The sequence below is a fragment of the Streptomyces sp. SAI-127 genome (assembly GCF_029894425.1).
In the GTDB taxonomy this organism is placed as follows: Bacteria; Actinomycetota; Actinomycetes; order Streptomycetales; family Streptomycetaceae; genus Streptomyces.
Genome location: NZ_JARXYJ010000001.1, coordinates 5,228,133 through 5,253,352, shown reverse-complemented (window position 1 = coordinate 5,253,352; position 25,220 = coordinate 5,228,133). Strand labels below are relative to the sequence as shown.

Here is a 25,220-nt window from a genome sequence, read left to right as displayed (position 1 = left end):
CGGGCGCCGACCACCAGAACTATCAGGCTGACAAAGTTCGGCCCCGCCTGCTCTACAGACAGACGGGGCCGGAGGAACGTACGGACCGATCAGGCGGGAAGCACGACGACGAAGCGCTGCGGCTCCTCGCCCTCGGACTCGCTGCGCAGGCCGGCGGCCTTGACCGCGTCATGCACGACCTTGCGCTCGAACGGCGTCATCGCATCGAGCTTCACGGACTCGCCGGTGCTCTTGACCTCGGCGGCGGCCTTGGCGCCCAGCTCGGAGAGCTCGGCGCGCTTCTTGGCCCGGTAACCGCCGATGTCCAGCATCAGCCGGCTGCGGTCCCCGGTCTCCCGGTGCACGGCCAGGCGGGTGAGCTCCTGCAGGGCTTCCAGCACCTCGCCGTCCCGGCCGACCAGCTTCTGCAGTTCGCGGCCGCCCGCGTCGCTGATGATCGAGACAGCGGCGCGGTCGGCCTCGACGTCCATGTCGATGTCGCCGTCGAGATCGGCGATGTCGAGCAGACCCTCGAGGTAGTCCGCCGCGATCTCACCCTCCTGCTCAAGGCGGGTCAGGGTGTCTGCGCCCTCGGCAGCGGCGGAGGTGGTGCCTTCCGTCACGGGATGGACTCCTTCTTACTTCTTGGACGGGGACTTGGGCCGCTGCGGACCCTTGCGCTGTCCGGACTGGGCCTTGCTGCGGGTACCGCCGCCGGACTGCTTCTTGGCGGGTGCGGCGGGCTTGGCGTCCTCGGGCTCATCGGACTTGCTCAGCGAGGTCGGCTCCGACGACGGAGCGTCATCGGCCGCCTTGCCACCCGAGGCAGCCGCACCGCCCGACTGCCGCTGGGACTTGCTCTGCCGCTTGGGCTGCTGACGCTTGGGCGTGGCCGCGCTGGTCGACGTACCGTCCTCGGTCTGGACCGCGGCCTGGGACTCGCTCTGGACCACGGAGCCGTCGGCCTGGGCCGCAAGGCCCGCCTTGTTCAGACCGTTGATGAACTTGCGCTCGAACTCGTTGCGGTCGCGGCCCTTGGCGACGATCGCCTTGATGATGGTGCGCTCGCTGCGCTTGCGGGCCTTGCCGTGGCTCGTGACGTGCTTGGTGAGGCGCTCCAGGTAGGCGGCCTGGGCCTTGGAACCCGGCGTCGGGTTGTTGCGGATGACGTACATCTGCTGGCCCATGGTCCACACGTTGGTGGTCAGCCAGTAGACGAGGACACCGACCGGGAAGTTGATGCCGAAGACGGCGAACATGACCGGGAAGACGTACATCAGCATCTTCTGCTGCTGCATGAACGGCGTCTTGACCGTGGTGTCGACGTTCTTCGTCATCAGCTGGCGCTGCGTGTAGAACTGCGACGCCGACATCAGGACGATCATGACCGCGGTGACGACCCGGACGTCCGTCAGCGAGGCGCCGAGCGCCTCGACCTTGCTCGAACCGTCCGTGAACTTCGCGGCCAGCGGGGCACCGAAAATGTGCGCCTTACGGGCACTGGCCAGCAACGATTCGTTGATGACACCGATGGTGTCGCCCGTCGCGATGCCGTTGAGCACGTGATACAGGGCGAAGAAGAACGGGGACTGCGCCAGGATGGGAAGGCACGAGGAGAGCGGGTTGGTACCCGTCTCCTTGTACAGCTTCATCATCTCTTCGGACTGACGCTGCTTGTCGTTCTTGTAGCGCTCCTGGATCTTCTTCATCTCGGGCTGGAGCGTCTGCATGGCCCGCGTCGACTTGATCTGCTTCACGAAGAGCGGGATCAGGCAGATACGGATCAGGATCACGAGGGACACGATCGACAGGCCCCAGGCCCACCCGGTGTCAGGGCCGAAGATGGCGCCGTACATCGAGTGGAACTGGACGATGACCCAGGAGACGGGTGTCGTGATGAAGCTGAAAAGACTGGCAATCGTGTCCACTAATCATGCTCCTTGGGCATGGGACGGAGTCTCTGCGGCCGGGCTCGAAGGAGTCTGTCCCTCGGTGGCCGAGGCGGCGGAGGGCCCGCCCCTACGTGCACGCCAGGCGTTACGCAGCATTTCGTGCCACCGCGGACGCTTGCGCGGCGGGACATGGTCCACCCCGCCCAGCGACCACGGATTGCACCGCAGGATGCGCCAGGCGGTGAGTGCCGTTCCCTTGATCGCACCGTGCCGGTCGATGGCCTGGAAGCCGTAGTGGGAGCACGACGGGTAGTACTTGCACACCGGCCCCAGCAGCGGACTGATGGTCCACTGGTACAGCTTGATCAGCGCCAGCAGCGGGTATTTCATCGTGCGCCCCCTCCCAGCAGCCGCTGAACGGCGGCATCCAGGTCTCGGGCCAGCTGTTCGTGATCGGCGTCGCCCGCCTCGGGCAGCGCTCGTACGACTACCAGGCTACCGGGGGGAAACAGAGCGACCCTGTCGCGCATCAGATGACGCAGTCTGCGCTTCACCTTGTTGCGCACGACCGCGCCGCCCACGGCCTTGCTCACGACGAAACCCGCACGCGTCGGGGGAGCGCTCTCCCCAGGCGCGTGCGGGTCCGTGGCACCGCTACGAAAATGGACGACAAGGGACGGGCGTCCAGCCCGGCGCCCTCGTCGTACCGCGGTCGCGAAGTCCTCGCGCCGCCTCAGCCGGTTCTCGGTGGGCAGCACGACGGCATGACCTGACCGGGATCAGGCGGACAGGCTGGCGCGACCCTTGCTGCGGCGGTTCGCCAGAATCGCGCGGCCGGCACGGGTACGCATCCGAAGACGGAAACCGTGGGTCTTCGCGCGACGACGGTTGTTCGGCTGGAAGGTGCGCTTGCTCACTCGGGGGCTCCAGAGATAAATCGGTGGTGGCGGGTGCCGTCCTGGCTGTCACCGTGCGCCCACGAGTAGCTCGCAGTAACGCCCGAGTGCACCGCTTCCCGATCACCCGAAGCGATCTGTGCCCATCGGAGGCAGGCGGCAGCAGCCATCGACAACTCGACCTGGTTACGGTACGCGCGGCTGCGCCATCCGGTCAAACCAGTGGTCACCAGGAGACACTATCCACAGGCTGGGGACAACAACTTGAACCGCACCCGTCGCCCTGACTACCGTGGCTGAACTCCGATTCGTTCCGTTGACCCCTGTGTTTCGGCTCCACCCCATTTGAATCCCGACTCGTCCCACAACCACACGTTCGTGGGACCCGTGAGAGAGCGTGCCCTGTGGCTGACGTACCTGCCGATCTTGCCGCAGTGTGGCCACGCGTACTCGAGCAACTTCTCGGCGAGGGCCGCGTCCAGGGTGTGGAGGCGAAGGACGAGCACTGGATCCGGCGCTGCCAGCCCCTCGCGCTGGTCGCCGACACCGCCCTGCTCGCCGTACCGAACGAATTTGCGAAAGGCGTACTGGAGGGCCGGCTGGCCCCTGCCGTCAGCGAGACGCTGAGCCGTGAGTGCGGTCGCCCGATCCGTATCGCGATCACGGTCGACGACTCCGCGGGCGAGCCCCCGGCACCGCCCGCGCCTCCTGCCCCCCGGCCCCAGTCGCGCTATGAGGAGCCGGAACTCCCCTCCGGCCAGTACGACAACCAGTACGAGGGCCCGGGGGCTGCGGGCGGCGGCCGCGGCGGCTACGGCCGTCATCGCGCCGACGACTCCCGTCCGAACCGCGGCGAGCAGCGCCCCGGGCCCCAGGGCGACCACGGGCCCCGCCCGGACCAGCTCCCGACCGCCCGCCCCGCCTACCCCTCGGAGTACCAGCGCCCCGAGCCCGGCTCCTGGCCGCGGCCGGCGCAGGACGAGTACAGCTGGCAGCAGCAGCGGCTCGGCTTCCCGGAGCGCGACCCGTACGCGTCGCCGTCGCAGGAGCCCTATCCGCAGGAGTCGTACGGCCCCCCGTCGCAGGACTACCGCCCGCAGCAGATGGAGCGCCCGCCCTACGACAGTCCGCGCCGCGACTACGACGAGCGGCCGGACTACGACAAGCCGCGACCCGACTACGACCAGCCCCGGTCCGACTACGACCAGCGCGACGCCCGCCGGGACCTGCCCGATCCCCCGCCCGGCTCCGGACATGTGCATCGCGGCGGCCCGGTCGGCTCCAGCCTGCCCACCACCGGTGCTCCCGGTCCGCTCGCCGCGCAGCCCGCGCCCGCGACCGGCCCCGGTGAGCCCACCGCGCGGCTGAACCCGAAGTACCTCTTCGACACGTTCGTCATCGGCGCCTCCAACCGCTTCGCCCACGCTGCCGCGGTGGCGGTCGCCGAGGCGCCGGCCAAGGCCTACAACCCCCTCTTCATCTACGGGGAGTCGGGACTCGGCAAGACCCACCTGCTGCACGCGATCGGGCACTACGCGCGCAGCCTGTATCCCGGCACGCGCGTGCGGTACGTGAGCTCGGAGGAGTTCACCAACGAGTTCATCAACTCCATCCGCGACGGCAAGGGCGACAGCTTCCGCAAGCGCTACCGCGAGATGGACATCCTGCTCGTCGACGACATCCAGTTCCTCGCGGACAAGGAGTCGACGCAGGAGGAGTTCTTCCACACCTTCAACACGCTCCACAACGCGAACAAGCAGATCGTTCTGTCCAGCGACCGGCCGCCCAAACAGCTGGTGACGCTGGAGGACCGGCTGCGGAACCGTTTCGAGTGGGGTCTGATCACCGACGTCCAGCCGCCCGAGCTGGAGACACGGATCGCGATCCTGCGCAAGAAGGCGGTGCAGGAGCAGCTCAACGCGCCGCCGGAGGTCCTGGAGTTCATCGCCTCCCGGATCTCGCGCAACATCCGCGAGCTGGAGGGGGCGCTGATCCGGGTGACGGCGTTCGCGTCGCTCAACCGGCAGCCGGTCGACCTGGGCCTGACCGAGATCGTCCTCAAGGACCTGATCCCCGGCGGCGAGGACTCGGCCCCGGAGATCACCTCCACGGCCATCATGAGCGCCACGGCGGACTACTTCGGCCTGACCGTCGAGGACCTGTGCGGCACCTCGCGCGGACGGGCGCTCGTCACGGCCCGCCAGATCGCCATGTACCTGTGCCGCGAGCTGACGGATCTGTCGCTGCCGAAGATCGGCGCGCTGTTCGGCGGCCGCGACCACACCACGGTCATGCACGCCGACCGCAAGATCCGCAATCTGATGGCCGAGCGGCGCTCCATCTACAACCAGGTCACCGAGCTCACCAACCGCATCAAGAACGGCTGACAGAGGCAGAGTTACGACGGTTTCGACGCTGAAGGGCGCCCTGGGGACGAGATCCCGGAGGCGCCCTTCTTCATGCCGCCGTAGCCGGCTGTTCGAATCCCCGCCGGGTTACGGCCTCCCTCCACAGATCCGGCGACTTTCTGCCGTCCACATCCTGGGGACTGCGAAGTTGTCCAGATCACGGTCCACAGGCTCTCTGTTGAAAGACCATCGGGCCAGGTCAGGTGGTTGTGGATTCGTGGACGAACGATCTCCACAGACTGTGGACAGCGAGAAGATCCACAGGCTGTGCACCGAGTTGTCCACCGGCAACCCACAGGCCGGGGCCGGTTGTCCCCAGCGATCACCAGGTTCTCCACATGCCTGTCCACTGTTCGGCAACGCGACGCGCCTGATCACCGGGTCGAGTGAAAGGCGTCACACGAAGGTGCCGGATTGGGCTGTGGGAAAGGTGGGTAAAGCTGGGGACGGCGCTGGGGAGAACTCGCCTCAGGCTGTGCACGGAGTGTGCAGAACTTTCTGTTCTCCACAGATACGCCAAGTTGTCCACCGCCTCCGCCCACAGGGCCAGTGGACAAAATTTCCCCTCTGAGCTGGGAAAACGGGGTTATCCACGGTATCCACAGCCCCTACTACTACTCCCAACTAGAGAGAGCTGGGAATCCGTTTCGAAGTGGGGCCTGTGCACAACTCGCTGTCCGGCTCCCGGCTGCCCCTCGTCACGACTTGACCCCGAGAGGCACCTACTGTCAGTGGGGTGCGTCAGACTGTTCCCCGGTGTCCTTCCCGGCACAGGGACCGACGACACCGAGACAGACGACGAAGCCAGGCAGGCCGAGCAGCGCCGGCAACAGCAGGAGGCGGCAACAGTGAAGATCCGGGTGGAACGCGACGTACTCGCGGAGGCAGTGGCCTGGGCGGCGCGCAGCCTCCCGGCCCGTCCGCCGGCGCCTGTCCTCGCCGGCCTTCTCCTGAAGGCCGAGGAAGGCCAGCTGAGCCTGTCCAGCTTCGACTACGAGGTCTCCGCGCGGGTGTCGGTGGAGGCAGAGGTCGAGGAGGGCGGCACGGTGCTGGTCTCCGGCCGCCTGCTCGCCGACATCTGCCGAGCCCTCCCCAACCGTCCGGTGGAGATTTCCACAGACGGTGTACGGGCCACGGTGGTCTGCGGCTCCTCGCGGTTCACACTCCACACCCTGCCTGTGGAGGAGTACCCGGCGCTGCCGCAGATGCCGAGCGCCACGGGCACCGTCCCCGGTGAGGTCTTCGCCTCCGCCGCCGCCCAGGTGGCCATCGCCGCGGGGCGCGACGACACGCTCCCCGTCCTGACCGGTGTGCGTATCGAGATCGAGGGCGACACCGTCACGCTGGCGTCCACCGACCGCTACCGCTTCGCGGTCCGTGAGTTCCTGTGGAAGCCGGAGAACCCCGAGGCGTCCGCGGTGGCCCTGGTGCCCGCCAAGACGCTCCTGGACACCGCCAAGGCCCTCACGAGCGGCGACAGCGTCATCCTGGCGCTCTCCGGTTCGGGCGCCGGCGAGGGTCTGATCGGTTTCGAGGGCGCGGGCCGCCGTACGACCACGCGTCTGCTCGAAGGCGACCTGCCGAAGTACCGCTCGCTGTTCCCGACGGAGTTCAACTCCATCGCCGTGATCGAGACCGCCCCCTTCGTGGAGGCCGTCAAGCGTGTGGCCCTGGTCGCCGAGCGCAACACCCCGGTGCGGCTGAGCTTCGAGCAGGGTGTGCTGATCCTGGAGGCCGGTTCCAGCGACGACGCACAGGCTGTGGAAAGGGTCGACGCCCAGCTGGAGGGCGACGACGTCTCGATCGCCTTCAACCCGACCTTCCTGCTGGACGGCCTGAGCGCCATCGACTCCCCGGTGGCCCAGCTGTCCTTCACGACGTCCACCAAGCCCGCCCTGCTGAGCGGCAAGCCGGCCCTGGACGCCGAGGCGGACGAGGCCTACAAGTACCTGATCATGCCGGTGCGGTTGAGCGGCTGAGCATGCCGGTCGGCCTGGGCTGGACGGCTGCTGGGGGTGTGGGGGTCGTCCCCCGCAAGATCGCAGTATGCCGGTGCGGCTGAGCGGCTGAGTCAAAGCCCCAGGTGAGGGCATACGTTTGAGCGCGTATGCCCACAGGTGTGCGTGAGCGTCCGGGTTTAGGCTCGTACGTGGGTACGAAAGTGCCCTCACGCCACAGCAACCTAAGGAACAACTGATGGAGCTCGGTCTCATCGGCCTCGGCAAGATGGGCGGCAACATGCGCGAGCGGATACGCCGCGCAGGCCACACCGTGATCGGATACGACCGCAACCCGGACCTCGCCGATGTCCACAGCCTGAAGGAACTTGTGGACGCGCTGCAGGGCCCGCGGGTCGTGTGGGTGATGGTCCCGGCCGGTGCGCCGACCCAGGCGACGATCGACGAGCTGGCCGAGCTCCTGGAGCCCGGTGACGTCGTGGTGGACGGTGGGAACTCCCGCTGGACGGACGACGAGAAGCACGCCGAGGAGCTGGCGGCCAAGGGCATCGGTTTCGTCGACTGCGGCGTCTCCGGTGGTGTGTGGGGCCTGGAGAACGGCTATGCGCTGATGTACGGCGGCGACGCGGAGAACGTCGCCAAGGTGCAGCCGGTCTTCGACGCTCTCAAGCCCAAGGGCGACGTCGGTGCGGTGCACGCCGGCAAGGTCGGTGCCGGCCACTTCGCGAAGATGGTCCACAACGGCATCGAGTACGCGATGATGCAGGCCTACGCCGAGGGCTGGGAGCTCCTGGAGAAGGTCGACTCCGTGACCGACGTCCGGGAGGTCTTCCGCTCCTGGCAGGAGGGCACGGTCATCCGGTCCTGGCTCCTCGACCTCGCGGTCAACGCCCTTGACGAGGACGAGCACCTGGACAAGCTGCGCGGTTTCGCACAGGACTCCGGCGAGGGCCGGTGGACCGTGGAGGCCGCCATAGACCACGCGGTGCCGCTGCCGGCGATCACCGCGTCGCTGTTCGCGCGGTTCGCGTCCCGTCAGGACGATTCGCCGCAGATGAAGATGATCGCGGCGCTGCGCAACCAGTTCGGCGGCCACGCGGTCGAGACGAAGTAATCCACAGGGCTGCGGAGCAATCCACAGGCCGCAGTCCACAACCTGGGGGAGGTCGGCGACCGACCATGCACGTCACGCATCTGTCGTTGGCCGACTTCCGCTCGTACGCCCGGGTCGAAGTTCCGCTCGACCCGGGCGTCACCGCGTTCGTGGGCCCCAACGGGCAGGGCAAGACGAATCTGGTCGAGGCGATCGGCTACCTCGCCACCCTCGGCAGCCACCGGGTGTCCTCCGACGCCCCCCTGGTCCGTATGGGCGCCGAGCGCGCGATCGTCCGGGCGCAGGTCAGACAGGGCGAGCGGCAGCAGCTGGTCGAGCTGGAGCTCAATCCCGGCAAGGCGAACCGTGCCCGGATCAACAGGTCCTCGCAGGTCAGGCCGCGTGATGTGCTCGGGATCGTGCGGACCGTGCTGTTCGCGCCGGAGGATCTCGCGCTGGTGAAGGGCGACCCGGGCGAGCGGCGCCGCTTCCTGGACGAGTTGATCACCGCCCGCTCCCCGCGTATGGCCGGCGTTCGCTCGGACTACGAGCGCGTCCTCAAGCAGCGCAACACGCTGCTGAAGTCGGCCGCGCTCGCGAGGAGGCACGGCGGTCGCTCGATGGACCTGTCCACCCTCGACGTATGGGATCAGCATCTCGCGCGCGTGGGCGCCGAGTTGCTCGCCCAGCGGCTCGACCTGATTGCCGCGCTCCAGCCGCTGGCCGACAAGGCGTACGAGCAACTGGCGCCCGGCGGCGGCCCGGTCGCTCTGGAGTACAAGCCGTCCGCGCCGGGCGAGGCACACACGCGTGAGGATCTCCACGAGCAGTTGATGGCCGCGCTCGCGGAGGCGCGCAAGCAGGAGATCGAGCGGGGCGTGACCCTCGTAGGACCGCATCGGGACGATCTGCTTCTCAAACTCGGTCAGCTGCCGGCCAAGGGATACGCCTCGCACGGCGAGTCCTGGTCGTACGCGCTGTCGCTGCGCCTCGCGTCGTACGACCTGCTCAGGGCCGAGGGCAACGAACCCGTGCTGATCCTCGACGACGTGTTCGCCGAGTTGGACACCCGTCGCCGTGAGCGCCTGGCGGAGCTCGTCGCGCCCGGTGAGCAGGTCCTGGTGACGGCGGCGGTCGACGACGACGTGCCGCACGTGCTGACGGGGGCGCGGTACACCGTGTCCGAGGGGACGGTTGAGCGCGTATGACCGACGAACAACCCCCCGCCGGGAGCCCCAAGCCCGCCGAGCCCTCCGGCGTCGACCTCGCGCGCGTGGCGCTCAGGGCCGCGAAGGAGCAGGCACGCGCGCGTGGGGACGCGGCGCAGCAGAAGCGCCAGGCCAGGCGCGGCGGCGGGCTGCGCTCCGGCGCGCGCGCCGACGGACGGGACCCCATGGCGTTCGGGGCCGCCATCAACCGCCTGATCACCGAGCGCGGTTGGGAGACGCCCGCCGCGGTGGGCGGGGTGATGGGGCGCTGGCCGCAGATCGTGGGCGAGGACCTGGCCAAGCACTGCGAGCCGGAGAAGTACGACGAGGACGAGCGGGTCCTGGTGGTGCGCTGCGACTCGACCGCGTGGGCGACGAACCTGCGGCTGCTCGCGCCGCAGCTGGTGGCCCGTCTGAACGAGGATCTCGGGCACGGCGCCGTGAAGTTGATCAAGGTGAACGGCCCCGGCGGCCCCGCCCGTCGCTACGGCCCGCTGCGCGCCCCCGGCAGCACGGGACCCGGCGATACCTACGGGTGAGAGACATCACATCAAGGGCGTCGGCGGTGCCATCGAGGCATCGGCGACGCCTTTGTCGTAGCCCTGTACGCGGTGGCGAATTCCGACCTGACTCCCAAGTAGCCAAGGGTTGACAGCCAGAAGCGCTGAAAGCCTCCGTGAGCCTCTTGGAGCCCCACTCCGTATATGGGGACCCGGAAGACGCCGGTTGAGGGCGGCACATGAGGACTCAGGTACCGGCAAACCCCCATCACTGTCGGCGCTACCGGTAGACTGGAAGCCAATCCCGCCCCAAACGTGGGGACCGCCCGGGAAACGCTGAGCAACGCTGATCAAGGCTTACCAACGCAACATGCCGCAGCCGCTCCGGCAACCCGCCGACGAGCCTGGCTCGTGCTGTGCCAGAAAGGGCGCTTCGTGGCCGATTCCGGCAACCCCAACGAGAACATCCCGTCCACCGACGCCGAGGCGACCTCGTCGAACGGCGAGGTAACCGCCTCGTACGACGCCAGCGCCATCACCGTCCTCGAGGGTCTGGACGCGGTCCGCAAGCGACCCGGTATGTACATCGGCTCGACCGGCGAGCGCGGCCTGCACCACCTGGTGCAGGAGGTCGTCGACAACTCCGTGGACGAGGCGCTGGCCGGCCACGCGGACACCATCGACGTGACGATCCTGGCCGACGGCGGCGTGCGCGTCATCGACAACGGCCGAGGCATCCCGGTGGGCATCGTCCCCTCCGAGGGCAAGCCGGCCGTCGAGGTCGTGCTGACGGTGCTGCACGCGGGCGGCAAGTTCGGCGGCGGCGGCTACGCGGTCTCCGGCGGTCTGCACGGCGTGGGTGTCTCCGTGGTGAACGCCCTGTCCAGCAAGGTCGCCGTCGAGGTCAAGACCGACGGCTACCGCTGGACGCAGGACTACAAGCTGGGCGTCCCGACGGCTCCGCTGGCCAAGCACGAGGCGACGGACGAGCACGGCACGTCGGTCACCTTCTGGGCCGACGGCGACATCTTCGAGACCACCGAGTACTCCTTCGAGACGCTTTCTCGCCGCTTCCAGGAGATGGCGTTCCTCAACAAGGGTTTGAGGATCAAACTCACCGACGAGCGTGAGTCGGCGAAGGCCACCGCCGGGGCGGACGAGGCGGGCGCCGACGAGAAGGACGAAGTCAAGGTCGTCGAGTACCACTACGAGGGCGGCATCGTCGACTTCGTGAAGTACCTCAACTCCCGCAAGGGAGACGTGGTGCACCCCACCGTGATCGACCTGGAGGCCGAGGACAAGGACAAGCTCCTGTCCCTCGAGGTCGCGATGCAGTGGAACAGCAGCTACACCGAGGGCGTCTACTCCTTCGCGAACATCATCCACACGCACGAGGGCGGCACGCACGAGGAAGGCTTCCGCGCGGCGCTGACGAACCTCGTCAACAAGTACGCGCGCGACAAGAAGCTGCTGCGTGAGAAGGACGACAACCTCACGGGTGACGACATCCGCGAGGGTCTGACCGCGATCATCTCGGTGAAGCTGAGCGAGCCGCAGTTCGAGGGCCAGACCAAGACCAAGCTGGGCAACACCGAGGTGAAGACCTTCGTCCAGAAGGTCGTCTACGAGCACCTCACCGACTGGCTGGACCGCAACCCCGTCGAGGCCGCGGACATCATCCGCAAGGGCATCCAGGCGGCCACCGCGCGCGTGGCGGCCCGCAAGGCCCGTGACCTGACGCGTCGCAAGGGCCTCCTGGAGACCGCGTCCCTGCCGGGCAAGCTCTCCGACTGCCAGTCGAACGACCCCACCAAGTGCGAGATCTTCATCGTCGAGGGTGACTCCGCCGGCGGTTCGGCCAAGTCCGGCCGAAACCCCGAGTACCAGGCGATCCTCCCGATCCGCGGCAAGATCCTGAACGTCGAGAAGGCGCGGATCGACAAGATCCTGCAGAACCAGGAGATCCAGGCGCTGATCTCGGCCTTCGGCACCGGGGTCCACGAGGACTTCGACATCGAGAAGCTGCGCTATCACAAGATCATCCTGATGGCGGACGCCGACGTCGACGGCCAGCACATCTCCACGCTGCTGCTGACCTTCCTGTTCCGCTTCATGCGGCCGCTGGTCGAGGCCGGGCACGTGTACCTCTCCCGCCCCCCTCTGTACAAGATCAAGTGGGGCCGGGACGACGTCGAGTACGCCTACTCGGACCGCGAGCGCGACGCACTGATCGAGATGGGCCGACAGCGCGGCAAGCGCATCCGCGAGGACTCCATCCAGCGCTTCAAGGGTCTCGGCGAGATGAACGCCGAGGAGCTGCGAGTGACCACCATGGACCAGGAGCACCGCGTCCTCGGCCAGGTCACCCTCGACGACGCCGCCCAGGCAGACGACCTGTTCTCCGTCCTGATGGGCGAGGACGTGGAGGCCCGCCGCCAGTTCATCCAGCGCAACGCCAAGGACGTCCGCTTCCTCGACATCTGAGTCGGTCTCAGCTGACCGCACCAGGAAGGATCTTCACCCGCAATGGCCGACGAGAACACGCCCGTCACCTCTGAAGAGGGCGGCGTCATCGCCCAGCGTGTCGAGCCCGTCGGGCTCGAGACGGAGATGCAGCGCTCGTACCTGGACTACGCGATGTCCGTCATCGTGTCCCGTGCGCTGCCGGACGTCCGGGACGGTCTCAAGCCCGTCCACCGCCGCGTCCTGTACGCCATGTACGACGGCGGCTACCGCCCCGAGCGCGGCTTCTACAAGTGCGCGCGCGTGGTCGGCGACGTCATGGGCAACTACCACCCCCACGGCGACTCCTCGATCTACGACGCCCTGGTGCGCCTCGCCCAGCCGTGGTCGATGCGGATGCCGCTGGTGGACTCCAACGGCAACTTCGGCTCCCCGGGCAACGACCCGGCGGCGGCGATGCGCTACACCGAGTGCAAGCTCGCGCCGCTGTCGATGGAGATGGTCCGTGACATCGACGAGGAGACCGTCGACTTCACGGACAACTACGACGGCCGCTCCCAGGAGCCGACCGTCCTGCCGGCCCGCTTCCCGAACCTGCTGATCAACGGCTCGGCCGGTATCGCGGTCGGCATGGCGACCAACATCCCGCCGCACAACCTGCGCGAGGTCGCTTCCGGTGCCCAGTGGTACCTGGAGAACCCGGAGGCCTCGCACGAGGAGCTCCTGGACGCCCTCATCGAGCGCATCAAGGGCCCCGACTTCCCGACCGGCGCGCTGGTCGTCGGCCGCAAGGGCATCGAGGAGGCGTACCGCACCGGTCGCGGCTCGATCACCATGCGCGCGGTCGTCGAGGTCGAGGAGATCCAGAACCGCCAGTGCCTGGTGGTCACGGAACTGCCGTACCAGACCAACCCCGACAACCTCGCGCAGAAGATCGCCGACCTGGTGAAGGACGGCAAGGTCGGCGGCATCGCGGACGTCCGGGACGAGACGTCGTCGCGTACGGGTCAGCGGCTCGTGATCGTTCTGAAGCGTGACGCGGTCGCCAAGGTCGTACTGAACAACCTGTACAAGCACACGGACCTGCAGTCGAACTTCGGCGCCAACATGCTGGCGCTCGTCGACGGCGTCCCCCGCACGCTCTCGCTCGACGCGTTCATCCGGCACTGGGTGGCGCACCAGATCGAGGTCATCGTCCGCCGTACGAAGTTCCGGCTGCGCAAGGCCGAGGAGCGGGCGCACATCCTGCGCGGCCTCCTCAAGGCCCTGGACGCCATCGACGAGGTCATCGCGCTGATCCGGCGCAGTGACACCGTCGACATCGCGCGCACGGGCCTGATGGGGCTCCTGGAGATCGACGAGATCCAGGCCAATGCCATCCTCGAGATGCAGCTGCGCCGACTCGCCGCCCTGGAGCGCCAGAAGATCATCCAGGAGCACGACGAACTCCAGGCGAAGATCGCCGAGTACACCGAGATCCTGGCCTCGCCAGTCCGCCAGCGCGGCATCGTCAGCGCCGAGCTCACCGCGATCGTCGACAAGTACGGCGACGACCGCAAGACCATGCTGGTGCCCTACGACGGCGACATGTCCATCGAGGACCTCATCGCCGAGGAGGACATCGTCGTCACGGTGTCGCGCGGCGGTTACGTCAAGCGCACCAAGACCGTGGACTACCGCGCCCAGAAGCGCGGCGGCAAGGGCGTGCGCGGCACGAAGCTCAAGGAAGACGACATCGTCGACCACTTCTTCGTCTCCACCACGCACCACTGGCTGCTGTTCTTCACCAACAAGGGCCGCGTCTACCGGGCCAAGGCGTACGAACTGCCGGACGCCGGCCGTGACGCGCGTGGACAGCACGTCGCCAACCTGCTCGCCTTCCAGCCGGACGAGGCGATCGCGGAGATCCTCGCGATCCGCGACTACGACGCGGCGCCGTACCTGGTGCTCGCCACGAAGGCGGGTCTGGTCAAGAAGACGTCACTGAAGGATTACGACTCTCCGCGTTCCGGTGGCGTCATCGCCATCAATCTGCGTGAGCGCGAGGACGGTTCGGACGACGAACTGATCGGTGCCGAACTCGTCTCGGCCGACAGTGATCTGCTTCTGATCAGCAAGAAGGCGCAGTCGATCAGGTTCACCGCCTCGGACGACACCCTGCGTCCCATGGGCCGTGCGACCTCGGGTGTCAAGGGCATGAGCTTCCGTGAGGGAGACGAGCTGCTCTCGATGAATGTTGTTCGACCCGGTACGTTCGTGTTCACTGCTACGGACGGCGGGTACGCGAAGCGCACCCCCGTCGACGAGTACCGCGTCCAGGGTCGCGGCGGCCTCGGCATCAAGGCCGCCAAGATCGTGGAGGACCGCGGATCGCTCGTCGGAGCGCTGGTGGTCGAGGAGACCGACGAGATCCTCGCCATCACGCTGTCCGGCGGTGTGATTCGTACGCGAGTCAGCGGGGTCAGGGAGACGGGCCGTGACACCATGGGCGTCCAACTGATCAACCTGGGCAAGCGCGATGCCGTGGTCGGCATCGCACGTAACGCCGAGGCGGGACGTGAGGCGGAGGAGGTCGACGGCGATGTGGCCGACGACGAGACCGTCGAGGGTGCCGCCGCGACCATCGGCACGGACGAGGGTGAGGCACCCTCGGCCGAGTAGCACGAGGAGTGAGTCATCGTGAGCGGAGCCACGGGCGCCGGATCGACCGGAACCTCTACGGGGTCTTCCCCCGGCTCGGAGGACGGCGGCGGCCGTGGCTCTGCCGCGCGTGCGACAGAAACGCACACGACAGATACGCACACGACTCAACTCAAGGCGATCAAGCCGCCCGCGACGGACTCGCGCTCGCCCGAGACTCATGGATCCCAGGGGGGACCTGTGACGGACACTCAGCCGCCGGCTCAGCCGACGGCGCCGGCCGCACCGCCGAAGGCGGCGGCCCAGCCGCAGCCCCAGCCCGCGGGACAGCCCCAGCCATCGCCCTCTCCGCTGCCGGGGGAACGCCGGCCGCAGCAGCAGGCCGGCCCTTACCACCCACCGCAGGCCTACCCGACACAGGCCAACCCGGCCGGTGCCGTACGACGCCCGCGCACCGGCGCGCGCACCACGCCCCGTACCCGCAAGGCACGTCTGCGGGTGGCCAAGGCCGACCCGTGGTCCGTCATGAAGGTCAGCTTCCTGCTCTCCATCGCGCTGGGCATCTGCACGATCGTCGCGGCCGCCGTGCTGTGGATGGTCATGGACGCGATGGGCGTCTTCTCGACGGTCGGCGGGACGATCTCCGAGGCGACCGGCTCGAACGAGTCGAACGGCTTCGACCTCCAGGCGTTCCTCTCCCTGCCGAACGTCCTGATGTTCACGTCGATCATCGCGGTCATCGACGTCGTCCTCGCGACGGCTCTCGCGACCCTCGGAGCGTTCATCTACAACCTCTCCGCGGGCTTCGTCGGCGGCGTCGAGCTGACGCTGGCGGAGGACGAGTAACGCTGCCTCAAACCTGCGGAGGCGGTCCCCGGGGAACCGATTTTGGGACTGCCCACGTCGTGCGCTAATCTTCAGGAGTCAGCGCGCGGGACACACCCCGCAGAGCGCGGCGGGGCTATAGCTCAGTTGGTTAGAGCGCATCCCTGATAAGGATGAGGCCACAGGTTCAAATCCTGTTAGCCCCACCAGCACGAAGGCCCCCAGCCGATCTCGGTTGGGGGTTTTTGTCATCCACGACGGACATCAGTCGCTGGGGGCCGCGTCACGTGGCCTTCGTCCAAGCGCTTAAAGCGCCTGTTTCCGACGTTCTCGTGTGCCTAGACTCGGCGAATGACCTTGGAATGGGAACAGGTAATCGTTCACTCGGTGGATCCGGCGGCCCTGGGGCAGTGGTGGGCGGAGGCTCTCGGCTGGGTGGTCGTCCACTCCTCCGATGACGAGTTCGAGATCCGCCCGGAGCCGGATCGCATGCCAGGGTTGGACTTCGTCAGGATCACCGAGAGCAAGAAAGTCAAAAGTCGGCTGCATCTCGACTTCAGGCCTGATGACCAGGCCGCCGAGGTGGCTCGCCTTGAGGCTCATGGTGCCAAGCGTGTCGACATCGGCCAGGGTGACCAGTCGTGGATCGTCATGGCAGACCCTGAAGGCAACGAGTTCTGTGTGCTGGGCCAACGGCGTCAGTGAGAACGCCTGAGTGAGGGCTGGGGCCGGCGCACACGGATGGCGCGTCCATCGTGTGCTGCCTCCTCCGGAGCCCATCCTCTTGGCTCCACCGGACACGAAGACCTTCAGCCGGTTCCGGTTGGGGGTCTTCGGCGTACGGGCGGGTGTTTCCGTGCGGTGCTGTGCGCGACGTCGTCATCTCTTCGGCGCTTCTTCGATGCGTCTTTAGGGCGTCTTTGGTGCATGTTCAATACGTTTAGGCGTTTCTCGGGTGCCGCGGTGGCGTGCCGTGGCGCGCAGTGACGTCAGGCACAGTCCGCTGCGGCCGGTTCGGCCGTGTCCGCTTCCGTGGCCGTGTCGGTGTCGGCGAGGGAGCGGGGGCGGCAGCTGGGGGTCTTGCCATGGGCCTCGGCCCGGATGCGCTGCTTCATCGTGGGGGGCAGCGATCTGATGTGGGACCAGAGGCCGTGGGACATCGCCAGGGGCTCCGGGTGTGTGCCGGCGCTGTTGCGGGCCGGCTGGGTCTGCGGTACGGCAGCGGCGGCGGTCGTCGTGATGAGTCCGAGCGCCGTGAACAGCGCGAGGAAGGCGGTGATGACGGCGGTCCACAGCTTCATGACCTTGTTCTGGGCCATGGCCCCTCACTTTCGGGTCGGTCGATTTGCGTACTTTCCTCATGATGTGTATGGGCGCCGCGAAATCACGGACCCGAGCCTGTGGCGCGTCGATCTTCGGATGAACACCACACGGATGGGTGCATAAAGGGAGAAAAATAGGAGAAGCGGGACTATAAGTGCCGAAGTGACCGTCCGTGGAGGTGTGATCACCCTCTGATCGGAGGTCCCTGTTCCGCTTCTACTGGGCCGCCCTCGACGGGAGTTGAGGGCCCGGACACAGGTCACCGATCGGTATCGGTCGGTGTGTATAGTCGGGCGCCAGAGGTCCCCTACGTCAAGGAAAGACGAGGTCGCGCGGTGAAGAAGCTTCTCCTGGTCGCACTGGCCGCCATCGGCGGGCTCCTCGTGTACCGCCAGATCCAGGCGGATCGCGCCGAGCAGGATCTGTGGACGGAGGCGACTGACTCCGTGCCCACGGGTTCGTGAGTACCGAGATCCGATTCTGAACAGACCCCGGCCGTTGTTGCGGTCGGGGTTTTGTGTTGCCAGGGGCCAGCTGCCGGGGGTTTCGGACGGTCGTACGGATTGCAAGGGTGGGTGGCGAGTCGGCGGGGCAGGATGGGCCACGGCCGCCGCACAGGTGGTCGGGTCGCATCGATGACGGCCGTGGGAGCTCGGGCGCGGGCACGGAGGGGTGGCGCGGGATGGGGCGGCGTACGGCGTGGTGGCGGGTGGCCGCCGTAGGGATCGTGCTGGGCGCGGTGACTGGCGCGCCGGGGTCTCCTGGCTTCGCCTCCTCCGCCTCGCCCTCTACGCCTCCCGCCTCTCAGTCCACTCTCACCTCTCCTTCTACTTCAGCCTCTCCTCCTTCCTCCGCCTCTTCTTCCTCTGCTACGGCTTCCTCGTACGCCTTCGCCGAAGACGCCCCGTCGGTCACCGGAGCGGCGGACACCGCGGACGCCGAGCGCCTCGAACCCGGCACGACGTACCGGAGTTCGCTGCCGAGTGACGGCAAGGTCTACTACGGCCTCCAACTCGACGGCACGTCGACCGTGTACGTCGCCGCGACGGCCGTACCCCCGACAGACGTCGCGGTCACCCCCACCGAAGGCGTCAGGGTGTCCCTGCAGGACGCCGACGGCCGTTCCTGCTCCGCGGCGGACACCGCCAGCATCGGCGCGGGCCGCAGCCCGCGCCCCCTCACGGTGTGGGGCGCTCGTCAGCTCTCGCCGAGCCGGTCGCTGTGCCAGGGCGCCGGTACGTACTACGTCGTCGTGGAGCGGGTACTGCGCACCGAGTCCTTGCCGGGCGACTGGGACCTGGAGCTCGCGCCCGTGCTGGAACCGCGGTTGCTGAAGTCCGGTTCGACCAGTGCGCCCGAGTCCTGGGACTCGGCCACGCCCTCGCGTCCCGCCGGTGCCGCCGTGCGGGTGCGGGGCGGCGGGGGATTCGGCTCGGCGACCGCGCTGGAGCAGGGAGTCTGGCGCGACGACGTAAAGCCCGGGCAGACGCTGTTCTACGAAGTGCCGGTCGACTGGGGACAGCAGGTGTACGCCACTGCCGACCTGAGCAGTTCGAGCGGCGGCGGGGCGGGTGGAGGCTTCGTGCCCGGGGGCGTGAATCTGGCGCTGTACAACCCCGTGCGCGGACTCGTCGACGCCACGAGCATCAGTTACAACGGCAGCCAGAAGTCGGGTGCTCTCGCTGCCCTGCCGCCGGTCGGGTACGACAACCGGTACGCCGTGTCCGACCGGGTGAACGGGATGCGGTTCGCCGGGGCCTACTACCTCGTCGTGCATCTCGCTGCCCGGGTGGGCGAGGAGTTCGGCGACGGGCCGGTCGGACTGATGCTGCGTGTGCGGGTGAAGGGGGAGGCGACGGCCGGGCCCGGTTACGCGGGCCAGTCCAAGCCGTCGGGAATCTTCCAGGTGGGGCTGCTCGGGCGGGCCTCGGGGGCGGCGGGCGAGGCGGACTCGAGCGACGGTGACGGTGGGGGCGGCAGCGGTGATGCCGGAATGAAGCTGGTGGCCGTCGGGGGGATCGGGGCGGGGACCGTGGTGTTGGTGGTGCTCGGGGTGTGGGTTGTGGTGGGGCGGCGGAGGGCCGCCGGGGTGTAGGGGGCGGCCCGCTTGGGCCTTTGGCTTGTGTTGCGGGTTGCTGCGGGTGGCGGGACGCGGGATGTCGGCCTGCGAGCTGTGGGGCCCGGGGGATGCAAGGCTCATGGGTGCTGGGGCCTTGGACATACCGGGGCAGGGGTTCACGGGTTTTCCGGATTGCGTGTGGCTGCCTGCCGCCGGTCGGTGCCTGCGTGGGATTTCGGGGCGCGGGTGGGTCAGGACTGCGCTGAGTCGGGGCTACGGCTGAATCACACCTGCGGTTGGTGCAGGACTGCAGGTGATTCGGGGCTGCCGGGCTCCCCGTGGCGAGGGCGGTTCGGGATTGCGGTCTGTCCGAGGTGCCGGGTCCTCAGATCTGGGTGAGTGCCCAGAACCCCACGGCGTAGCAGGCCAGGGCCAGGAGCAGGAGGGGGATCGCCACCTTTGCGGGTGGGCCGCTGCGGCGTGCTCGCGAAAGTGACCGGGCGGGGGGTGGAACCTGCGGGCTCTGAGCGGTGTACGAAGCAGTAGAGGTATCAGCGTGTGGCTGGTGCCGGACTGGCGTCGGGGCCTGCGTGGGGAAGCGCGGGGCGTGGGGTTGGGGGGAGGGCAGGACATGAGTGGGGGGTGTCGGGTCGTGGGGGGAAACGTAGGTGGAGTGGGCCGGGGCAGCCCGGTATGGCTGTTCCTGGGCCTGCGGGTGCTGGTGATGCGGCTGTGCCTGGTGCTCCGGTGGGGTGGAGGGCTGGGAGCGGGAGTCCGCGGGCCGGGGTGGTGGCAGATGGAAGCTGCCGGTGTCCGACACCCAGGGGGGCTGGTTGGGGGCGGGTGGGGTGTGGGGCGTGGGCCAGGGTGTTTCGGAGCCCGTTCCGGGGGCGGTGCTCGGGAAGGGCGCATCAGTGCTTCCCGTGCCGGGGTTGAGGTGAGCGGAGCCATCCGACCCACCTCGCTGCCTAGGCGCGTCACTTGCCTCGCGGGGGTAGGGAGGTATTCCACTTTCTTCGCCGTGCCAGGAGGGCACCCCGCCTGGCACTCCGGGCTGGGAGGACCACCCGTTGCCTTCACCGGGCCAGTAGGAGGCTCCGTTCGCTTCACCGGGCTGGGGGGAGGCCGGCCCGTTCCCTTCGCCGGGCCAGTAGGAGGCTCCGCCGGCCTCCCCGGGCTGGGGGGAGGTCGGCTCATTCCCTTCGCGGGGTCGGGAGGGAGCTCCGCCGGCCTCCCCGGGCTGGGAGAAGGTCGGCCCATTCCCTTCGCGGGGTCGGAAGGGAGCTCCGCCGGCCTCCCCGGGCTGGGAGAAGGTCGGCCCATTCCCTTCGCGGGGTCGGAAGGGAGCCCCGCCGGCCTCCCCGGGCTGCGAGGAGGCCGGTCCGTTCCCCTCGCCCGGTCGGGAGGCGGCTCCGCCCGCTTCACCGGGCTGGGATCCCACCCCGTTTCCCTCACCGAACCAGGAAGACGCCTCACCGCCCCCATTGGCCGCACCGGGCAGAGACGTCACGCCGTCACCCTGGCCAGGCCAAGCGGACGCCCCGTCCGCCTCACCGGCACCGGAGGCAACGTCGGAACCAGCACCGAATCCAGCACCGGCACCAGAGTCGGCTCCCGAACCGACACCAGCGCTGGGTTCAGCAGAAGCACCGGAGCCGACACCGGTACCCGACCCAGTACCGGCCCCCGACCCAGCACCAGCCCCACGCCAATCAGCCGCCCCGCCTCCTCCGCCGACGGCAAAAGCCCCCGCGCTTTCTCCGCCCCCGGAAGGCGCCCCGTTCGCTCCGCCGCCCCCGGAAGGCGCCCCGCTCCCTCCGGGGGTGCCGGAAGGCACCGCGCCTCCTCCGCTCCCGAAGGGCACCCCGCTCACCCCGCCGCCCCCAAAAGATCCTCCGCTTCCGTCACCGGTCCCGAAGCGCGGATCTCCCCCCGCCCCGGAGACCCTGTTCCGTGTCCTGCTCGGGTCCACGCCCGGGGCTCGCTTGAGGGGGCCTTCCGGGCCGAACCCGGGGGGCAGGGGGCCGAGTTGGTCGAAGATTTCGATGGACTCGTCGTCGGGTCCGGGGTCAGGGAGGAGTTCTCTGGCGGCGGCGAGGGCTTTGCGGGCCCCCGTGGCGGTGCGGAAGCGGGCCTGGGGGTCCGGCTGGAGGAGCGAGGCCACGACCTGCCAGAGCGGTTCGGGGACGCTCTGGGGCGCTCCGGGAGTGCCGTGGGCGGCGAAGTACTGGATGAGTGCCTTGGCGTCGGGCTTGGCGCCCTCCAGGAGGTACAGCGCGACCAGGCCGACGGCGAACAGGTCGGCGGGGAAGTCCGGTTCCGCGCCCATCATCTGCTCGGGGGCGAGATAGCCGGGCGTGCCCACGACGAGGTTGGTCTCGGTCAGGCGCGGTTCGCCCAGCCGCATGGCGATGCCGAAGTCGGACAGCCGCAGTCGAGGGCGGGCGGTGCCAGTGGCTTCGAGCAGGATGTTGGCGGGCTTGATGTCACGGTGCACGACGCCTTCCGCGTGCACCGCGGCCAGCCCCGCGAGGAGTTGGTCGAGCAGGGTGCAGACGAAGACCGGTGGCAGGGGGCCGTAGTCCCCGACCAGATGGACCAGCGAGCCACCGGCGACCAGGTCCATGGTGAACAGGACCTTGTCGTCGTCGGCGGCCCAGCTGGCGGGCGCGAGGACATGGGGGTGATCGATCCGCAGGGCTTGTTCGCGGACGAAGCGCAGCAGGGAGTGCGCGTCGCTCTGCAGCAGGACCTTGGCAGCCACATAACGGCGGCGCCGGTGGTCCCAGGCACGCCAGACGGCGCCGACACCTCCGCGTCCGATCGGATCGGCCAGTTCGTACCGGCCGGCGAACACCTCACCCATGACTGCGCGTCGCTCCTCCCCCTGCGGTTACCCCCCTTGCTTCCCCCTCGATGAGCGATACGACCCCTCGTGGCCTCCCGGATGAGAGATACGGCCCCGTGTTCCTCGTCTCCTCGGCGGCTGACACACCCCCGTATGTCAGCCCCCGGTGAGAAGCGCGACCCCCCGCGCTTCTCCGTGCTGCCGGCACAGCCCCCGGCCCGGCTGCCGAACCCCCTCCGGCTACCGGGCGGACGGCTCAGTTCTGGTGGGACTGGTAGTGCGTGACCGCGTCGGAGGTGCGGCCGGCGCCGTAGACCCGGAGGAACTCTGCCAGTTCCGGGTGGGTCGGGGCGAGGGTGTCCGCCGCGTCGATGATGTCTCCGGCGGCGGCCACCGAACGCAGCAGCGACTGGATCTCGCGAACGACCCGCTTGACCGTCGGCGCTCCCGAACTACTCGTCGTGGTCGTGGTGTTGCTGAGCACCGAGCCCCCCTGCGACTTCTTGATCTCGTCCATGCGCTCGGTCGCCTCGGCCGCGCTCACGCTGCCGTCCGCGACCTGCCCCGCCAGATCCTGCAGCAGCTGCACCCGCTGGACCACGGCGGGATTGCCGATCTTCGCCCGCTGACCACTCATCAGCTGAGACAGCATCGGAGCCGACAGTCCCAGCACCCCCGCGAGACGAGCCTGGTTGAGGCCGAGGTCGTCTATGAGCTTACGGAAGAGCGCCCCCAGCGGCTCCCCATACCAGTTCCGCTGCAGTTCCCGCGCTCTTGCGGTCGCTTCCTGCTGTGCGGCGTCCATGTGCGTCTCCCCATCGCTTCCCCAAAAATCCGTGGTTCGCGACAGCGAACCACGCCGAGCATCTTACGGAGAGTGGTCGTTCGCGGGGACCCCCAATCCTTTTGCGGAATACTGGGGGTGACCCGGTACTCTGGTCTGCGGCGCCCACCGGTAAGTGGTTCTTCCGGCGGACGTCTCTCTTCCCGGGGCCTTAGCTCAGTTGGTAGAGCGCTGTCTTTGCATGGCAGATGTCAGGGGTTCGACTCCCCTAGGCTCCACATCAGGAAACCCCTCCGACCTGCGGATATGCGGGCGGAGGGGTTTTTCGTGCGCGGGGTGGGAGCCGGTTAGCCCGGCGGGCCGGCGCCGACACACCGCACCGGCCTACTTCATCAGCGAGCGGTAGACCGCCGACGACCTCGGATGGGCCCGGCAGCCCCACACGCCGTGCGGGCAGTAGTCGGTGATGGCCTGGTAGAGCGGGCGCTGCCGGGCGAACCAGGTGAGCATGCCGCGCATGTACGCCGGGTTGTCGCCGTTCTCGTACAGGCCCCACTCTTGATACGAGAACGGTTTGCCGTGGGCGCGGGCGAAGCGGACGTGGGCGAGCAGGCCGTACGGCTCGCGCACCTGGTCGGTGAAGCTCAGGCCGCGCGGGGCGTCGTAGGCGTCCATGCCGATGATGTCGACGACCTCGTCGCCCGGATAGCAGCGCGGCCACGCGATCGCGTCGTGGCCGCGGGTGGGCGTGAACTCGAAGCGGAAGCGCTGACCGGGTACCGAGCGCATCGCGCGCACGATACGCGTCCAGTACGCCTTCCACGCGGACGGGTCCGGGCCGCAGCGGTGGGTGTAGGTGGTGCCGTTCATCTCCCAGCCGAGCACGATGATCGTGTCCGGGACGCCGAGAGCCGTCAGCCGGCGGGCCAGGGTGCGGAAGTGGCCGTCGTAGTCGCCGTCCGCCCCGCGCCGCAGCTCGGCGCGGACCGTGCTGTCGGGGAGATCGGCCTCGGTGCGTTCCAGCATCGGCACGTCGAGGACGAACATCCGCCGCGGGTCGGTCCGCCGCCATGCCGCCCAGGACTCCAGATAGCCCGGCGCGCCCTCGATGTTGCTCCAGCGGTCGCCGGGCAGATACACGTGCCCGACCCGGGGCGCGGGCCCGCCGAGCCAGGCGCCGAGTTCGCCGAGACGGCCCACGTCGGCGGGCTCGTAGCCGACGTACGCGCCGTACGCGGAAGCCGCCGAGGGCCCGGGGGCGCGAGCGGTGCAGGCCGAAGCCAGGAGCAGCAGGACGGCGGCCAGGGCGACCGGCCCACGGCGCGAGAACTTCATCAGGGCGGCGGTCCATCCGGTGCGGAGACGTGTCCCTGCGACTGTGGCGCACCCGAGCCCTGCCGCAGCGATGGAGCCACTCCGTCGGGTGAACACGACGGTGGGGCGGAAAAACTTCCGCCCCACCACTGGTACACGCCGGTGTCGGCGTCAGCGCCCTTCGTCGTGCTTTGCGGCGTCCTCCTCGGCCTCCTTCGCCTGGACCTCCGGATCCAGGACGGACTGGCCACTGCCGTCCACGGACGTCAGCCGGCCCGTCTCGGGCACCTCGGTCGCGGCCGGCGGCTCGACCAGCCAGTCGGGGTTGGCCTGCTTGTCCCACCACTTCCAGGCGGCGAAGGCGCCGCCCGCGACGAGACCCGCGACCGCCAGCGCCTTGGCGAGGCGTCCGGCACGGGCCCGCCGCTCATGCTTGCGGACCAGCTTCTGGACCTCCTTGGGCGTGATCTGACCGCGCAGTGCGGCCAGTGCGGCCACGCTCCGGGCCGTGGCCTCGTCGCGCACCGGGCCGGCCACGGCGACGGCCTGCCCGATCCTCGGACGGGAGTAGTCGGCGGCCTGACGGGCCGCCTTACGGGTGCGTACGGCAGCCTCGTGGGCGGCCTGGTCTACCTTCGGCGGAACATGCGTACGGGCCTGCTCCAGGCGCGGCGCGACATGGGCGCCGTACTGGACACGAGCCTGCTCGGCCGCCTGCGAGACCTTCGGCGCGAGCCGTACGCGTGCCTCAGTCGCGTAGTGCGAGGCCTTGTCCTTGGCCGTGTCGGCGTAGGGCGCCACCACTTCCGCGGCGTGCAGCACGCTGTCCTTAGCCGAGCCGGTCGCGGCGCGCACGCTGTCGATGCGGGTCACGGGATCCTCCTCCTCGGTGGCGTACGGTATTTCGACTTTCCACCCTTTTACGGATCATGCCTGCCGGAGTGCAGCCCGGCACCTGAGGGCGGGCATCCGGATCAATAACGGACGAATACGTGGCAACAGGAGCTTGTCGACGACAATGCCACGGATC

General features: G+C 68.7%; 20 protein-coding genes, 2 tRNA genes and 1 pseudogene. 13 read left to right on the top strand and 10 right to left on the bottom strand.

Translation table 11 applies throughout. The features are described 5' to 3' along the window. Positions 1-89 precede the first annotated feature (89 nt). From M2157_RS24050 to rpmH, 5 genes are read right to left on the bottom strand one after another with little or no spacing between them, the layout of a single operon-like run. Positions 90-602, bottom strand: a complete 513-nt coding sequence (locus tag M2157_RS24050; RefSeq protein WP_280866178.1) for a R3H domain-containing nucleic acid-binding protein — start codon at positions 600-602, stop codon at positions 90-92. A 15-nt stretch (positions 603-617) separates the two neighbouring features. Then, positions 618-1,907, bottom strand: a complete 1,290-nt coding sequence (yidC, locus tag M2157_RS24045; RefSeq protein WP_280858859.1) for a membrane protein insertase YidC — start codon at positions 1,905-1,907, stop codon at positions 618-620. A 3-nt stretch (positions 1,908-1,910) separates the two neighbouring features. Beyond that, positions 1,911-2,261 (bottom strand): membrane protein insertion efficiency factor YidD, encoded by a 351-nt coding sequence (gene yidD, locus M2157_RS24040; protein WP_057609092.1) that lies wholly within the window; start codon positions 2,259-2,261, stop codon positions 1,911-1,913. Continuing rightward, complete coding sequence (gene rnpA, locus M2157_RS24035; protein ID WP_059208182.1) at positions 2,258-2,629, bottom strand: ribonuclease P protein component; 372 nt, start codon at positions 2,627-2,629, stop codon at positions 2,258-2,260. The genes yidD and rnpA overlap by 4 nt, the downstream gene beginning before the upstream one ends. Positions 2,630-2,650: 21 nt before the next feature. Further along, on the bottom strand, positions 2,651-2,788 hold the full coding sequence (gene rpmH, locus M2157_RS24030) for a 50S ribosomal protein L34 (protein WP_005482975.1): 138 nt from the start codon (positions 2,786-2,788) through the stop codon (positions 2,651-2,653). 383 nt (positions 2,789-3,171) lie between these two features. Here rpmH and dnaA point away from each other — a divergent pair, with 383 nt between their 5' ends. The 10 genes from dnaA to M2157_RS23980 all read left to right on the top strand — a co-directional run bounded on the left by dnaA (position 3,172) and on the right by M2157_RS23980 (position 16,567). After that, positions 3,172-5,154 carry a chromosomal replication initiator protein DnaA gene (gene dnaA, locus M2157_RS24025; protein ID WP_280866177.1) on the top strand — a complete coding sequence of 661 codons (1,983 nt, stop codon included), beginning with the start codon at positions 3,172-3,174 and terminating at the stop codon, positions 5,152-5,154. A gap of 869 nt (positions 5,155-6,023) precedes the next feature. After that, the gene (gene dnaN, locus M2157_RS24020; RefSeq protein ID WP_280858861.1) at positions 6,024-7,154 is read left to right on the top strand and encodes a DNA polymerase III subunit beta; all 1,131 of its coding nucleotides are present in this window, start codon (positions 6,024-6,026) and stop codon (positions 7,152-7,154) included. A 217-nt stretch (positions 7,155-7,371) separates the two neighbouring features. Further along, complete coding sequence (gene gnd / locus M2157_RS24015; protein WP_280858862.1) at positions 7,372-8,247, top strand: phosphogluconate dehydrogenase (NAD(+)-dependent, decarboxylating); 876 nt, start codon at positions 7,372-7,374, stop codon at positions 8,245-8,247. A gap of 65 nt (positions 8,248-8,312) precedes the next feature. Beyond that, positions 8,313-9,434 (top strand): DNA replication/repair protein RecF, encoded by a 1,122-nt coding sequence (gene recF / locus M2157_RS24010; RefSeq protein ID WP_280858863.1) that lies wholly within the window; start codon positions 8,313-8,315, stop codon positions 9,432-9,434. Next, positions 9,431-9,973 (top strand): DciA family protein, encoded by a 543-nt coding sequence (locus M2157_RS24005; RefSeq protein ID WP_280858864.1) that lies wholly within the window; start codon positions 9,431-9,433, stop codon positions 9,971-9,973. Before recF ends, M2157_RS24005 begins: the two co-directional genes overlap by 4 nt. 372 nt (positions 9,974-10,345) lie before the next feature. Next, the gene (gene gyrB, locus M2157_RS24000; protein WP_280858865.1) at positions 10,346-12,418 is read left to right on the top strand and encodes a DNA topoisomerase (ATP-hydrolyzing) subunit B; all 2,073 of its coding nucleotides are present in this window, start codon (positions 10,346-10,348) and stop codon (positions 12,416-12,418) included. Positions 12,419-12,460: 42 nt separating this feature from the next. Continuing rightward, a complete protein-coding gene (gene gyrA / locus M2157_RS23995) occupies positions 12,461-15,058 on the top strand; it encodes a DNA gyrase subunit A (protein WP_280858866.1) in 2,598 nt (865 codons plus the stop codon). 18 nt (positions 15,059-15,076) lie between these two features. After that, complete coding sequence (locus M2157_RS23990; protein WP_280866176.1) at positions 15,077-15,883, top strand: DUF3566 domain-containing protein; 807 nt, start codon at positions 15,077-15,079, stop codon at positions 15,881-15,883. 111 nt (positions 15,884-15,994) lie between these two features. Beyond that, positions 15,995-16,071: transfer RNA gene (locus M2157_RS23985), tRNA-Ile, on the top strand. Between the two features lie 142 nt (positions 16,072-16,213). Next, positions 16,214-16,567 (top strand): VOC family protein, encoded by a 354-nt coding sequence (locus tag M2157_RS23980; RefSeq protein WP_280858868.1) that lies wholly within the window; start codon positions 16,214-16,216, stop codon positions 16,565-16,567. 284 nt (positions 16,568-16,851) lie between these two features. On the opposite strand, the gene M2157_RS23975 is transcribed toward M2157_RS23980, so the two are convergent. Beyond that, positions 16,852-17,181, bottom strand: a complete 330-nt coding sequence (locus tag M2157_RS23975; RefSeq protein ID WP_280858869.1) for a DUF6344 domain-containing protein — start codon at positions 17,179-17,181, stop codon at positions 16,852-16,854. Positions 17,182-17,520: 339 nt separating this feature from the next. Here M2157_RS23975 and M2157_RS23970 point away from each other — a divergent pair, with 339 nt between their 5' ends. Next, positions 17,521-17,649 carry a DLW-39 family protein gene (locus M2157_RS23970; RefSeq protein ID WP_003999697.1) on the top strand — a complete coding sequence of 43 codons (129 nt, stop codon included), beginning with the start codon at positions 17,521-17,523 and terminating at the stop codon, positions 17,647-17,649. Between the two features lie 218 nt (positions 17,650-17,867). After that, entirely contained in the window at positions 17,868-19,280 is a 1,413-nt protein-coding gene (locus M2157_RS23965) for a hypothetical protein (protein ID WP_280866175.1), read from the top strand. A gap of 1,930 nt (positions 19,281-21,210) precedes the next feature. On the opposite strand, the pseudogene M2157_RS23960 reads toward M2157_RS23965, so the two are convergent. After that, positions 21,211-22,110, bottom strand: a pseudogene (locus M2157_RS23960) (serine/threonine-protein kinase); the annotation flags it as partial. 238 nt (positions 22,111-22,348) lie between these two features. Beyond that, positions 22,349-22,897 carry a DNA-binding protein gene (locus tag M2157_RS23955; RefSeq protein ID WP_031036313.1) on the bottom strand — a complete coding sequence of 183 codons (549 nt, stop codon included), beginning with the start codon at positions 22,895-22,897 and terminating at the stop codon, positions 22,349-22,351. Between the two features lie 184 nt (positions 22,898-23,081). On the opposite strand from M2157_RS23955, the gene M2157_RS23950 reads away from it, so the two are divergent. After that, positions 23,082-23,154, top strand: a tRNA-Ala gene (locus M2157_RS23950). A 106-nt stretch (positions 23,155-23,260) separates the two neighbouring features. Here the strand turns inward: M2157_RS23950 and M2157_RS23945 are convergent. Both M2157_RS23945 and M2157_RS23940 read right to left on the bottom strand, forming a co-directional pair. Continuing rightward, a complete protein-coding gene (locus M2157_RS23945) occupies positions 23,261-24,211 on the bottom strand; it encodes a glycosyl hydrolase (RefSeq protein WP_280866174.1) in 951 nt (316 codons plus the stop codon). Between the two features lie 150 nt (positions 24,212-24,361). Further along, positions 24,362-25,063 (bottom strand): DUF5324 family protein, encoded by a 702-nt coding sequence (locus M2157_RS23940; protein ID WP_280866173.1) that lies wholly within the window; start codon positions 25,061-25,063, stop codon positions 24,362-24,364. Positions 25,064-25,220 lie beyond the last annotated feature (157 nt).

Excerpts from the sequence above, each read along its gene's own strand:
- yidD (WP_057609092.1), bottom strand. The coding sequence starts at position 2,261 with ATGAAATACCCGCTGCTGGCGCTGATCAAGCTGTACCAGTGGACCATC.
- gnd (WP_280858862.1), top strand. The coding sequence starts at position 7,372 with ATGGAGCTCGGTCTCATCGGCCTCGGCAAGATGGGCGGCAACATGCGC.
- recF (WP_280858863.1), top strand. The coding sequence starts at position 8,313 with ATGCACGTCACGCATCTGTCGTTGGCCGACTTCCGCTCGTACGCCCGG.
- M2157_RS24005 (WP_280858864.1), top strand. The coding sequence starts at position 9,431 with ATGACCGACGAACAACCCCCCGCCGGGAGCCCCAAGCCCGCCGAGCCC.
- gyrA (WP_280858866.1), top strand. The coding sequence starts at position 12,461 with ATGGCCGACGAGAACACGCCCGTCACCTCTGAAGAGGGCGGCGTCATC.
- M2157_RS23980 (WP_280858868.1), top strand. The coding sequence starts at position 16,214 with ATGACCTTGGAATGGGAACAGGTAATCGTTCACTCGGTGGATCCGGCG.
- M2157_RS23975 (WP_280858869.1), bottom strand. The coding sequence starts at position 17,181 with ATGGCCCAGAACAAGGTCATGAAGCTGTGGACCGCCGTCATCACCGCC.
- M2157_RS23965 (WP_280866175.1), top strand. The coding sequence starts at position 17,868 with ATGGGGCGGCGTACGGCGTGGTGGCGGGTGGCCGCCGTAGGGATCGTG.
- M2157_RS23955 (WP_031036313.1), bottom strand. The coding sequence starts at position 22,897 with ATGGACGCCGCACAGCAGGAAGCGACCGCAAGAGCGCGGGAACTGCAG.
- M2157_RS23945 (WP_280866174.1), bottom strand. The coding sequence starts at position 24,211 with ATGAAGTTCTCGCGCCGTGGGCCGGTCGCCCTGGCCGCCGTCCTGCTG.